Raw genomic sequence first — 12,369 nt, forward strand, 5'->3', positions numbered from 1 at the left:
GAGGAGGGGGACACCGTTTCCGGTGTCCCCCTCGTGGGCTGCTAGTCGCGGGCCGCGGTCAGGTGTTCCGCGTGTTCCTGGAGTGACCTGACGCCGACGTCGCCGCGGTTCATCGCCTCGATGCCCTGGACGGCGGCCGCAAGGGCCTGGACCGTGGTCAGGCAGGGCACGGAGCGGGCCACCGCCGCCGTACGGATGTCGTAGCCGTCCAGCCGGCCGCCGGTCCCGTAGGGGGTGTTGACGATCAGGTCGACCTGGCCGTCGTGGATCAGCTGGACGATGGTCTTCTCGCCGTCCGGGCCCTCGCCCTCGGAGTGCTTGCGCACCACGGTGGCCTTGATGCCGTTGCGGCGCAGCACCTCGGCGGTGCCGGAGGTCGCCAGCAGCTCGAAGCCGTGCGCGACCAGCTCGCGGGCCGGGAAGATCATCGAACGCTTGTCCCGGTTGGCGACGGAGACGAACGCGCGGCCCTTGGTGGGCAGCGCCCCGTACGCGCCGGACTGCGACTTGGCGTACGCCGTGCCGAAGACCGAGTCGATGCCCATGACCTCACCGGTGGAGCGCATCTCCGGGCCGAGGACGGTGTCCACGCCGCGGCCCGAGGCGTCGCGGAACCGCGACCAGGGCATGACGGCTTCCTTGACCGAGATCGGTGCGTCCAGCGGCAGGGTGCCGCCGTCACCGGCCTTGGGCAGCATGCCCTCGGCGCGCAGCTCGGCGATGGTGGCGCCCAGCGAGATCCGGGCGGCGGCCTTGGCCAGCGGCACCGCGGTCGCCTTCGAGGTGAAGGGCACCGTACGGGAGGCGCGGGGGTTGGCCTCCAGGACGTACAGGATGTCGCCCGCCATCGCGAACTGGATGTTGATCAGGCCACGGACGCCGACTCCCTTGGCGATGGCCTCCGTCGATGCCCGCAGGCGCTTGATGTCGAAGCCGCCGAGGGTGATCGGGGGCAGTGCGCAGGCGGAGTCGCCGGAGTGGATACCGGCCTCCTCGATGTGCTCCATGACGCCGCCGAGGTAGAGCTCCTGGCCGTCGTAGAGCGCGTCGACGTCGATCTCTATGGCGTCGTCGAGGAAGCGGTCGATCAGCACCGGGTGCCGGTCGATCAGGCCGGCGTGCCGGGTGAGGTACTCGCCCAGCGACGGCTCGTCGTAGACGATCTCCATGCCGCGGCCGCCGAGCACGTACGACGGGCGGACCATCACCGGGTAGCCGATCTCGGTGGCGATCCGCTTGGCCTCGTCGAAGGAGAAGGCGGTGCCGTACTTGGGGGCCGGCAGGCCGGCCTCGGTCAGCACCCGGCCGAAGGCGCCGCGCTCCTCGGCGAGGTCGATGGCCTCGGGCGAGGTGCCGACGATCGGCACGCCGTTGTCCTTGAGCCCCTGCGCCAGGCCCAGCGGGGTCTGGCCGCCGAGCTGGACGATGACACCGGCCACCGGGCCGGCCTGGGTCTCGGCGTGCACGATCTCCAGGACGTCCTCGAGCGTCAGCGGCTCGAAGTACAGGCGGTCGGAGGTGTCGTAGTCGGTCGAGACGGTCTCCGGGTTGCAGTTGACCATCACGGTCTCGTAGCCGGCGTCGCTGAGCGCGAACGAGGCGTGGACGCAGGAGTAGTCGAACTCGATGCCCTGGCCGATGCGGTTGGGGCCGGAGCCCAGGATGATCACGGCCGGCTTCTCGCGGGGCGCGACCTCGGTCTCCTCGTCGTAGGAGGAGTAGAAGTACGGCGTCTTGGCGGCGAACTCGGCGGCGCAGGTGTCGACCGTCTTGTAGACGGGGCGGACGCCGAGGGCGTGCCGGACCTCGCGGACGACGTCCTCGCGCAGCCCGCGGAGCGCCGCGATCTGGGCGTCGGAGAAGCCGTAGCGCTTTGCGTCCGCAAGGATCTCCGGGCCGAGCTTGTCGGCGGCGGCGATCTCGTCGGCGATCTCCTTGATGAGGAAGAGCTGGTCGACGAACCAGGGGTCGATCTTCGTGGCGTCGAAGACCTCCTGCGGGGTGGCGCCCGCGCGGATCGCCGCCATGACGGTGTTGATCCGGCCGTCCGTGGGGACCTTGGCCTTCTCCAGCAGTGCGGCCTTCTCGCCCGGCTCGGCGACGAAGTCGAACTGGCTGCCCTTCTTCTCCAGCGAGCGCAGCGCCTTGTTGAGCGCCTCGGGGAAGTTGCGGCCGATCGCCATGGCCTCGCCGACCGACTTCATGGTCGTGGTCAGCGTGGCGTCGGCGGCCGGGAACTTCTCGAAGGCGAACCGCGGCACCTTGACGACGACGTAGTCGAGGGTCGGCTCGAAGGACGCCGGGGTCTTCTCGGTGATGTCGTTGGGGATCTCGTCGAGGGTGTAGCCCACGGCGAGCCGGGCGGCGATCTTCGCGATCGGGAAGCCGGTGGCCTTGGACGCCAGCGCCGAGGAGCGCGAGACGCGCGGGTTCATCTCGATGACGATGACCCGGCCGTCCTCGGGGTTGACCGCGAACTGGATGTTGCAGCCGCCGGTGTCGACGCCGACCTCGCGGATGACCGCGATGCCGATGTCCCGCAGGATCTGGTACTCGCGGTCGGTGAGCGTCATGGCCGGTGCGACGGTGATCGAGTCGCCGGTGTGCACGCCCATCGGGTCGAAGTTCTCGATGGAGCAGACGACCACGACGTTGTCGTTCTTGTCGCGCATCAGCTCCAGCTCGTACTCCTTCCAGCCGAGGATGGACTCCTCCAGGAGCACCTCGGTGGTCGGCGACAGGGTCAGGCCCTGGCCGGCGATCCGGCGCAGCTCCTCCTCGTCGTGCGCGAAGCCGGAGCCGGCGCCGCCCATGGTGAAGGAGGGGCGGACGACGACGGGGTAGCCGCCGAGCTCGTCGACGCCCTTGAGGACGTCGTCCATGGAGTGGCAGATGACCGAGCGGGCGGACTCACCGTGCCCGATCTTGGCGTGGACGGCCTCCACGACCTCCTTGAACTGGTCGCGGTCCTCGCCCTTGTGGATCGCCTCGACGTTGGCGCCGATCAGCTCGACGCCGTACTTGTCGAGGGTGCCCGCCTCGTGCAGCGAGATGGCCGTGTTCAGGGCCGTCTGGCCGCCCAGGGTCGGCAGGAGCGCGTCCGGGCGCTCCTTGGCGATGATCTTCTCGACGAAGTCCGGGGTGATCGGCTCGACGTAGGTGGCGTCGGCGATCTCCGGGTCGGTCATGATCGTCGCCGGGTTGGAGTTCACCAGGATGACGCGCAGACCCTCGGCCTTGAGGACCCGGCAGGCCTGGGTGCCGGAGTAGTCGAATTCGGCGGCCTGGCCGATGACGATCGGGCCGGAGCCGATGACCAGGACGGACTGGATATCGGTGCGCTTAGGCACGCTGGCCCTCCATCAGGGATACGAAGCGGTCGAAGAGGTACGCGGCGTCGTGCGGACCCGCGGCGGCTTCGGGGTGGTACTGGACGCTGAAGGCCGGCTGGTCGAGCAGCTGGAGGCCCTCCACCACGTTGTCGTTGAGGCAGACGTGGGAGACCTCGGCGCGGCCGAAGGGGGTGTCGGAGACCTTGTCGAGCGGGGCGTCGACGGCGAATCCGTGGTTGTGCGCGGTGACCTCGACCTTGCCGGTCGTGCGGTCCTGCACCGGCTGGTTGATGCCGCGGTGCCCGTACTTGAGCTTGTACGTGCCGAAGCCCAGCGCGCGGCCCAGGATCTGGTTGCCGAAGCAGATGCCGAAGAGCGGGGTCTTCCGGGACAGCACCTCGCGCATCACGGACACCGGGTGGTCGGCGGTGGCCGGGTCGCCCGGGCCGTTGGAGAAGAAGACGCCGTCCGGGTTCACCGCGTAGACGTCCTCGGCGGTGGCGGTGGCGGGCAGGACGTGCACCTCGATGCCGCGCTCGGCCATGCGGTGCGGGGTCATGCCCTTGATGCCCAGGTCGACCGCGGCGACGGTGAACTTCTTCGTGCCGATCGCCGGGACGACGTAGGACTCCTTGGTGGCGACCTGCGTGGACAGGTCGGCGCCCTGCATCTCGGGGGCCTGGCGCACCTTGGCGAGCATGGTGCCCGCGTCGGGCAGCGCCTCACCGGAGAAGATGCCGACCCGCATCGCACCGCGCTCGCGCAGATGGCGGGTGAGCGCCCGGGTGTCGATACCGCTGATGCCGACCACGCCCTGGGCGACCAGTTCGTCGTCGAGGGAGCGCGCCGAGCGCCAGTTGGAGGGGATGCGGGCGGGGTCGCGGACGACGTACCCGGCGACCCAGATCCGCTGGGACTCGGGGTCCTCGTCGTTCACACCGGTGTTGCCGATGTGCGGGGCGGTCATGACGACGACCTGGCGGTGGTACGAGGGGTCGGTCAGCGTCTCCTGATAGCCGGTCATGCCGGTGGAGAACACCGCTTCGCCGAAGGTCTCCCCCACGGCCCCGTAGGCACGGCCGCGGAAGGTGCGGCCGTCCTCCAGGACGAGTACGGCGGGGATCTTGGCAGTCCCCCTGGTGGAGGTCGTCATCGTGCGCCTTCCGTTTCGGTGTGCTCGGTGGTGGTGCTGGTCGTGCTGGTGGTGCTGGTCGTGCTGAGTGCGTTGACGGCAGGGACCCAGGCGGTGTGCTCGGCCGCCCGGTCGGAGCGGAAGCCGGAGTCGATCTGCCGCTCGCCGTGCTGCCAGGTGACGATCAACAGGCCGCCCTCAGTGAGGACCTTGCCGGCGATGCCCTTGTCGAGCCGGGCGCCGCGCAGGGCGGCGGCCGGCACGAAGAAGTCCGCGGCGCCCGGCCGTACGACGTCCAGGCCCTGGTCGGTCAGGGTGAGCTCGACACGGCTACGGGTGCCCAGACCGCGGGCGACGATCCGGTCGAGCCACTGCCCGGCGGTGGTGGAGCCGTGGTAGCGGCCGCTGAGCGTCAGCCGCGGTTCGCCCAGGTCTTCGGGGGTGGCAGGCAGCTCGGGCAGATCGCCCTGGAGCGTGCCGCGCCACTTCCAGCCCTCGCGCATCAGCCAGTAGACGAACGCGACGAAGACCAGCAGGCCCACGACCCAGCCGATCCGCGCGGCCCAGTCGGTGACCGGCGCGGAGTGCTGTGCTTCGGCCAGGTGGATGAGTGGAGGAGTCACGCCAGCTTCCCGTCGACGACCGTTGCCCGGCCCCGCAGGAAGGTGTGGGTGATCCGGCCCGGCAGCTCACGGCCCTCGTAGGGGGTGTTGCGGCTGCGCGAGGCGAAGCCCGCGGGGTCCACCTCTCCACGGTAAGCGGAATCGACCAGGGTGAGGTTGGCGGGCTCACCAGCCGAGACGGGGCGGCCGTGGCCCTTGGCCTGCCCGATCCGCGCGGGCTTGAAGGACATCCGGTCCGCGACGTCCGCCCAGGTCAGCAGGCCGGTCTCGACCATCGTCTGCTGGACGACGGACAGCGCGGTCTCCAGGCCCACCATGCCCATGGCGGCGGCGGCCCACTCGCAGTCCTTGTCCTCGTGCGGGTGCGGGGCGTGGTCGGTGGCGACGATGTCGATGGTGCCGTCGGCCAGCGCCTCGCGCAGGGCCATCACATCGCGCTCGGTGCGCAGCGGCGGGTTGACCTTGTAGACGGGGTTGTAGGTGCGCACCATCTCGTCGGTGAGGAGCAGGTGGTGCGGGGTGACCTCGGCGGTCACATCGATGCCGCGGGACTTGGCCCAGCGCACGATCTCCACGGACCCGGCGGTCGACAGATGGCAGATGTGCACCCGCGAGCCGACGTGCTCGGCGAGCAGGACATCGCGGGCAATGATCGATTCTTCGGCCACCGCGGGCCAGCCGCCGAGCCCCAGCTCCGCCGAGACGATGCCCTCGTTCATCTGGGCGCCCTCGGTAAGCCGCGGCTCCTGGGCGTGCTGGGCGACGACGCCGCCGAACGCCTTCACGTACTCCAGGGCCCGTCGCATGATCACGGCGTCGTCGACGCACTTGCCGTCGTCGGAGAAGACGGTGACCCCGGCGGCGGACTCGTGCATCGCGCCCAGCTCGGCGAGCTTCTTGCCCTCCAGGCCGACGGTGACGGCGCCGATGGGCTGCACATCGCAGTAGCCGTGCTCCTGGCCGAGCCGGTAGACCTGCTCGACGACGCCGGCGGTGTCGGCGACCGGGAAGGTGTTGGCCATGGCGAACACCGCGGTGTAGCCGCCGCTCGCCGCGGCCCTGGTGCCGGTGAGGACGGTCTCGGAGTCCTCGCGGCCGGGCTCGCGCAGATGGGTGTGCAGGTCGACGAGGCCGGGCAGCAGCACCTTGCCGTCGGCCTCGATGACCTGGGCGCCGTCCGCGCTCAGCCCGGCCCCGACCGCCTCGATGAACTCGCCGTCGATCAGTACGTCCTGGACCTGCTCGCCGAGCACCTTCGCACCACGGATCAGGATCTTGCTCATGGTTCTTACTTCTCCTCGGTACGGGTGTGGGTGACGGCGGGCTCGTTGCCGCCCAGGAGCAGGTAGAGGACGGCCATGCGGACGGAGACGCCGTTGGCGACCTGCTCGACGACCGTGCAGCGGCCGGAGTCGGCGACCTCGGCGGTGATCTCCATGCCGCGGACCATCGGGCCGGGGTGCATCACGATGGCGTGCTCGGGCATCCGCGACATCCGGTCGCCGTCCAGGCCGTAGCGGCGCGAGTACTCGCGCTCGGTGGGGAAGAACGCGGCGTTCATCCGCTCGCGCTGCACCCGCAGCATCATCACGGCGTCGGACTTCGACAGCACGCTGTCGAGGTCGTAGGAGACCTCGCACGGCCAGGTCTCGACGCCGACCGGCACCAGGGTGGGCGGTGCGACGAGGGTGACCTCGGCGCCGAGGGTGTGCAGCAGATCGACGTTGGAGCGGGCGACGCGGCTGTGCAGGATGTCGCCGACGACGGTGATGCGCTTCCCGCCGAGGTCCTGGCCGAGCCCGGCGTCGGGGCCGATCAGCCGGCGGCGCATGGTGAAGGCGTCGAGCAGGGCCTGGGTGGGATGCTGGTGGGTGCCGTCACCGGCGTTGATGACCGGGGCGTCGATCCAGCCGGAGGTGGCCAGCCGGTAAGGGGCACCGGAGGCGCTGTGCCGGATGACGACGGCGTCGACGCCCATCGCCTCCAGGGTCTGGGCGGTGTCCTTGAGGGATTCGCCCTTGGAGACGCTGGACCCCTTGGCGGCGAAGTTGATGACGTCCGCGGAGAGCCGCTTCTCGGCGGCCTCGAAGGAGATCCGGGTCCGGGTCGAGTCCTCGAAGAACAGGTTGCAGATGGTCCGTCCGCGCAGGGTCGGGAGCTTCTTGATCGGCCGGTCCGCGACCCGGGCCATCTCCTCGGCGGTGTCGAGGATCAGTACGGCGTCGTCGCGGGTGAGGTCGGCGGCCGAGATGAGGTGACGCTTCATCCGGTTTTCTCCGTGGGTGAAGGAGGTGTACGGGTATGTCCGTTGAGCGGGCATGCCTGCGGGCCCGGGGTCACCGGGTCCGTACGCGGTGCGCTATCGCTCGCCGGCCGGGGCGGTGTCCTTGACGCCGAGCAGCACGGCGTCCCGGCCGTCCTCCTCGGTGAGCTGGACCTTGACCGTCTCCCGCAGCGACGTGGGGAGGTTCTTGCCTACGTAGTCGGCACGGATCGGCAGTTCGCGGTGGCCGCGGTCGACGAGGACCGCGAGCTGTACGGCGCGCGGCCGGCCGATGTCGCCCAGGGCGTCCAGCGCGGCGCGGATCGTACGGCCGGAGAAGAGGACGTCGTCGACGAGCAGGACGAGGCGGCCCTCGATGCCGTCGGCCGGGATCTCCGTACGGGCGAGCGCGCGGGCCGGGCCCAGGCGCAGGTCATCGCGGTACATCGTGATGTCGAGCGAGCCGACCGGGACCGGGCGGCCGGTGATCTCCTCGAGCTTGGCGGACAGCCGCCGGGCGAGGAAGACGCCGCGGGTGGGGATCCCCAGCAGCACCACATCGTCCGCGCCCTTGGCGCGCTCGACGATTTCGTGGGCGATACGGGTGAGCATGCGCGCGATGTCCGGGCCTTCGAGCACCGGCCGCGCAGGGAGCTGGACTCCCGCGTCGGAACTGTTTGCGTCCATACGAAACGGACCTCCTTCTCCGCCTCACGGGACGGACCTTAAAGGACGTCGGAATTACGCAGTCAGGTTAGCAGGAGCCCCCTCAGGGCCGGTCCGCACCCCCGACGGGTGATGGTCTGGCCCGTTCCGCTTGACGAAGTCAGATTACGCTGCGTAACCTCACAGTGAGTGACCAGCCCGCGGCTGAGCCGCATTTCGACACAGCGTCCGGGGAGCCTTATGTCCAGCGAATACGCCAAACAGCTCGGGGCCAAGCTCCGCGCCATCCGCACCCAGCAGGGCCTCTCCCTCCATGGCGTCGAGGAGAAGTCCCAGGGTCGTTGGAAGGCCGTGGTAGTGGGTTCGTACGAGCGCGGCGACCGTGCCGTGACCGTACAGCGCCTTGCCGAGCTGGCGGACTTCTACGGCGTTCCGGTGCAGGAACTGCTGCCGGGCACGACACCGGGCGGTGCGGCCGAGCCGCCGCCGAAGCTGGTGCTCGACCTGGAGCGCCTCGCCCATGTGCCGCAGGAGAAGGCCGGCCCGTTGCAGCGCTACGCCGCCACGATCCAGAGCCAGCGCGGTGACTACAACGGCAAGGTGCTCTCGATCCGCCAGGACGACCTGCGCACCCTTGCCGTCATCTACGACCAGTCCCCCTCGGTGCTGACCGAGCAGCTGATCAGCTGGGGCGTGCTGGATGCCGATGCCCGCCGTGCGGTGACGCACGAGGAGATCTGACCCACGCCTCACCTGCAGAAACGTACCGCCGCTCCGGGCTTCCGGGGCGGCGGTTCCGTTTGCCGCCGTGAGGGCCGTGCGACCCCTGAGACCCGCGAGACCCGTGAGAGAAGGGCAGCCGGCGCCGGCAAGGCCCCCGGCGAGCCCACAGCGGGCGTGCTGCGGACATGCGAAGGGCCCGGAGCATCATCCTTGCTCCGGGCCCGTTCACAGGCTCTGCCGACCGCCTACTGCGCCTCGCGCCGCAGGCCCGGCTTCAGCTCCTTGAGCCGGCCGAGGAGGCCGTTGACGAAGGCCGGGGAGTCGTCCGTGGAGAACTCCTTGGCGAGCTGCACGGCTTCGTCGATCGCCACCGCGTCCGGCGTGTCGTCCACCCACAGCAGCTCATAGGCGCCGAGCCGGAGGATCGAGCGGTCGGCCGCCGGCATCCGGTCCAGGTCCCAGTCGACCGCGTAGGTGGAGATGAGCTCGTCGATACGGGCGATGTGGTCCGCATACCCCTCGACCAACTCGAGGGTGTATTCGTTGACCGGCGGCTGCCGGGGGTCGGTCCGGGCGTGACGCATCCAGTCCGCGAGCACGGACTGCACGCCGGCGCCGCGCTGATCGGCCTCGAAGAGGATCTGGAAGGCGCGCTTACGGGCCTTGGTGCGGGCAGCCACGGTTAGCTGTTCACCCGGCCGAGGTAGTCGCTCGTGCGGGTGTCGACCTTGATCTTCTCGCCGGTGGTGATGAAGAGCGGGACCTGGATCTGGTGGCCGGTCTCCAGCGTCGCCGGCTTGGTGCCACCGGTGGAGCGGTCGCCCTGGACGCCCGGCTCGGTCTCCTGGACGGTGAGCTCGACGGCGGCGGGCAGCTCGACGTAGAGCACCTCGCCCTCGTGCTGCGCGACGACCGCCTCGAAGCCCTCGACGAGGAAGTTGGCGGCGTCGCCGACGGCCTTGCGGTCGACGTGCAGCTGGTCGTAGGTGTCCATGTCCATGAAGACGAAGTAGTCGCCGTCCATGTACGAGAACTGCATTCCGCGCTTGTCGACGGTGGCCGTCTCCACCTTCACGCCGGCGTTGAAGGTCTTGTCCACCACCTTGCCGGACAGCACGTTCTTGAGCTTGGTGCGGACGAAGGCCGGGCCCTTGCCGGGCTTGACGTGCTGGAACTCGACGACGGACCAGAGCTGGCCGCCTTCGAGCTTGAGCACCATGCCGTTCTTGAGGTCGTTCGTGGATGCCACGGTTGCGGAATCTCCTGGACTGCAGGTGGTGGGACCGGGGAGCAACGCCAACGCCCACCGAGCCGCTGCGGCTCAGAGTGCGAGCAGCTCCTTGGTCGTGATCGTGAGTAGCTCGGGCCCGCCGTCCGCCTCAGGACGGACGACGAGTGTGTCGTCGATGCGGACACCCCCACGGCCCGGGATGTGAACCCCCGGCTCGACGGTGACCGGCACGCAAGCGTCCAGTTTACCCATGGCGGCCGGGGACAACTGCGGGTCCTCGTCGATTTCGAGTCCTACCCCGTGCCCGGTCCACGGCCCGAGCCGTTCGCCGTAGCCGGCAGCGTCGAGCACATGGCGGGTCACCCGGTCCACCTCGCGGCACTCCACGCCCGGTGCCAGCGCCTCCCGCCCGGCCCGCTGGGCTGCGAAAACGAGATCGTACAGCTCGATCTGCCAGTCCGAGGGCGTGGTGCCGATGACGAAGGTCCGGCCGATCTCGCAGCGGTATCCGCGGTAGTTCGCGCCCAGGCCGACGCTGAGAAAGTCGCCCTCCTCGACCCGCCGGTCGGTGGGCAGATGCCCGGGGCGGCCGGCGTTCGGGCCGGTCGCGACGGAGGTGGGGAAGGCAGGACCGTCCGCGCCGTGGTCGACCAGACGGCGCTCCAGTTCGAGCGCGAGGTGCCGCTCGGTACGGCCGACCAGGATCGATTCCAGCAGCTCCCCCAGCGCCTGGTCGGCGATCTCGGCCGCGATCCGCAGACAGGCGATCTCGTCGTCGTCCTTGACCAGCCGCTGCGCCTCGACCGCACATGCCATATCGGTCAGCCGCATCCGGGGGGCCACCTGGGAGAGCGCCCGGTGCCGGGTGACGGTGAGGTGGTGCTCCTCGACGGCCAGGGTGTCCGCGCCGGCCTTCGCGGCCAGATCGGCGCCGGCCACGACCGGGTCGCCACCGCGGGTGGGCAGCACCGAGACCCGTACGTCGTCGACCGGCCGCCCCTCGGTGGGATCGCCGCTGAGCGGGCTGCCGCACAACAGGACATCGTCGGACGGGCCCAGCAGCAGCGCGGCGCCCGGGGGCGCGCAGCCGGTGAGGTAGCGGACGTTCGCGGGGCGCGAGATCAGGGCTGCGGCACTTCCGGTTGCGGCGCAGCGGTCGCGCAGCCGCGTGCGTCGGGCCGCGTACAACTCGGACATATCACGAGCGTACGGCGGCTCCCCCGAGGCGGCCGGTCGAGCGGGGCCGCCCGGGGGATCACCGGGTTCGCCGAGGGTTACCAGCTGGGCGGACTGGCGAGGGAGCGGGCGACGACCTCGTCCAGGACCCGGACGGTCGTGGCGACGTCGTGCTGGGAGTTGTCGATGATCGGCAGTCCCGAGCCGTACCAGCCGGCCATCCGGCCGTGGATCCTGGCGACCTCCTCGTCGGAGAGCCGCCGGTTGCCGGTGCGCCGGGCATTGCGCTCCAGGACGATCTCCAGGCCCGGCAGCAGCACGATCGGCAGCAGGCCGGGGCCCACATGGCGCTTCCAGCCGCCGAGGCCGACGACCGGCCGGTCCGGGAAGACGGCGTCGTCGAGGATGCAGGAGATGCCGTTGGCGAGGAAGTTACGGGCCGCGAAGCCGCAGGTGCGGCGGGCGAGGCGGTACTGCGCCTCGGAGTGGTCGTTCCAGCCGGACTGCGGGTCGGCGAAACCGGACCGGACCCATTCCCGCACGTCGTCGAGGCTGATGTGGGCGGTCGGCACCCGCCGGGTGTCGGCCCAGTGGCGCGCGACGCTGGTCTTGCCGGCCCCGGCCGGGCCGATCAGCAGCACCGCGACGGCCGCGTGCGCGGCGTCCGGCGCCGCGGTGTCGGTAGGCGGGCTGGGCAGCGTCACCGGCGCACCAGGGGGCAGCTGGATCTGGCCGGTGATGTCCGTGGTGCTGTGGCCGGTGGGCGGGGCCTGCTGGGGGGCGGGGCCGTGCCAGCCCTGCTGGGGGGCGGGCTGCTGCGCCGGCGGGGGCGGGGCGGCGGGGGCCGGCGGGGGCGGGGCCGAAGGGGCCGGGGGTGAAGCGGGCGGGGTGGGCCGTCCCGGGTCGGGCGTCCAGTGCATGGCAGCCCCGGGCCCTGATGCCGGCCCGTGGTGCGGCGGCAGCGGAGCCCCCACTGCGTACTGCATCCGGTGGCTCTCCGTCTCGTGCGGTCGACGTGGTGCGATGCTCCCCCAGCTCACGCTGGGTGGGGTGCCCCCAGCGGTGCCGGGGAGCGCCCCCGGGCGCCGGGACCGGCGCCCGGTGCGTCGTGCGGTAACCCACCGGCCCAAGGGGCCGTTGGCGGCCCCCGGCCGTCCGGCGGGGGTGGTACTGCGGGGAACGGTACCCTCCCGGACACCGCAGGGCAGGGTACCTACCCCCGG

11 protein-coding genes are annotated in these 12,369 nt (G+C 70.8%); 1 reads left to right on the plus strand and 10 read right to left on the minus strand.

The window, feature by feature from the left end; all coding sequences use genetic code 11:
- Nucleotides 1-41: 41 nt before the first annotated feature.
- From carB to pyrR, 6 genes are all read right to left on the minus strand, one after another.
- Nucleotides 42-3,350: a carbamoyl-phosphate synthase large subunit gene (carB, locus tag ACZ55A_RS21415; RefSeq protein WP_468842223.1), complete on the minus strand. Its 3,309-nt coding sequence runs from the start codon at nucleotides 3,348-3,350 to the stop codon at nucleotides 42-44.
- Nucleotides 3,343-4,485, minus strand: coding sequence for a glutamine-hydrolyzing carbamoyl-phosphate synthase small subunit (carA, locus tag ACZ55A_RS21420; protein WP_468842226.1), 1,143 nt, complete (start codon nucleotides 4,483-4,485; stop codon nucleotides 3,343-3,345). The genes carB and carA overlap by 8 nt, the downstream gene beginning before the upstream one ends.
- Complete coding sequence (locus ACZ55A_RS21425; protein WP_468842228.1) at nucleotides 4,482-5,087, minus strand: PH-like domain-containing protein; 606 nt, start codon at nucleotides 5,085-5,087, stop codon at nucleotides 4,482-4,484. The genes carA and ACZ55A_RS21425 overlap by 4 nt, the downstream gene beginning before the upstream one ends.
- Complete coding sequence (locus tag ACZ55A_RS21430) at nucleotides 5,084-6,370, minus strand: dihydroorotase (RefSeq protein ID WP_468842230.1); 1,287 nt, start codon at nucleotides 6,368-6,370, stop codon at nucleotides 5,084-5,086. The genes ACZ55A_RS21425 and ACZ55A_RS21430 overlap by 4 nt, the downstream gene beginning before the upstream one ends.
- 5 nt (nucleotides 6,371-6,375) lie before the next feature.
- Nucleotides 6,376-7,353 (minus strand): aspartate carbamoyltransferase catalytic subunit, encoded by a 978-nt coding sequence (locus ACZ55A_RS21435; protein ID WP_468842232.1) that lies wholly within the window; start codon nucleotides 7,351-7,353, stop codon nucleotides 6,376-6,378.
- 93 nt (nucleotides 7,354-7,446) lie between these two features.
- Nucleotides 7,447-8,037, minus strand: a complete 591-nt coding sequence (gene pyrR / locus ACZ55A_RS21440) for a bifunctional pyr operon transcriptional regulator/uracil phosphoribosyltransferase PyrR (RefSeq protein ID WP_468842234.1) — start codon at nucleotides 8,035-8,037, stop codon at nucleotides 7,447-7,449.
- 219 nt (nucleotides 8,038-8,256) lie between these two features.
- On the opposite strand from pyrR, the gene bldD reads away from it, so the two are divergent.
- Nucleotides 8,257-8,757 (plus strand): transcriptional regulator BldD, encoded by a 501-nt coding sequence (bldD, locus tag ACZ55A_RS21445; protein ID WP_468842236.1) that lies wholly within the window; start codon nucleotides 8,257-8,259, stop codon nucleotides 8,755-8,757.
- 227 nt (nucleotides 8,758-8,984) lie between these two features.
- Here bldD and nusB read toward each other — a convergent pair whose 3' ends face one another.
- From nusB to ACZ55A_RS21465, 4 genes are all read right to left on the minus strand, one after another.
- The gene (nusB, locus tag ACZ55A_RS21450) at nucleotides 8,985-9,419 is read right to left on the minus strand and encodes a transcription antitermination factor NusB (RefSeq protein ID WP_468842238.1); all 435 of its coding nucleotides are present in this window, start codon (nucleotides 9,417-9,419) and stop codon (nucleotides 8,985-8,987) included.
- A gap of 2 nt (nucleotides 9,420-9,421) precedes the next feature.
- Complete coding sequence (gene efp, locus ACZ55A_RS21455; protein WP_201802469.1) at nucleotides 9,422-9,988, minus strand: elongation factor P; 567 nt, start codon at nucleotides 9,986-9,988, stop codon at nucleotides 9,422-9,424.
- A 72-nt stretch (nucleotides 9,989-10,060) separates the two neighbouring features.
- The gene (locus ACZ55A_RS21460; protein WP_468842240.1) at nucleotides 10,061-11,167 is read right to left on the minus strand and encodes an aminopeptidase P family protein; all 1,107 of its coding nucleotides are present in this window, start codon (nucleotides 11,165-11,167) and stop codon (nucleotides 10,061-10,063) included.
- Between the two features lie 77 nt (nucleotides 11,168-11,244).
- Nucleotides 11,245-12,132 carry a Pro-rich N-terminal domain-containing protein gene (locus tag ACZ55A_RS21465; protein WP_468842242.1) on the minus strand — a complete coding sequence of 296 codons (888 nt, stop codon included), beginning with the start codon at nucleotides 12,130-12,132 and terminating at the stop codon, nucleotides 11,245-11,247.
- Between the last annotated feature and the right edge of the window lie 237 nt (nucleotides 12,133-12,369).

This window comes from Streptomyces sp. NPDC034111, assembly GCF_055575375.1.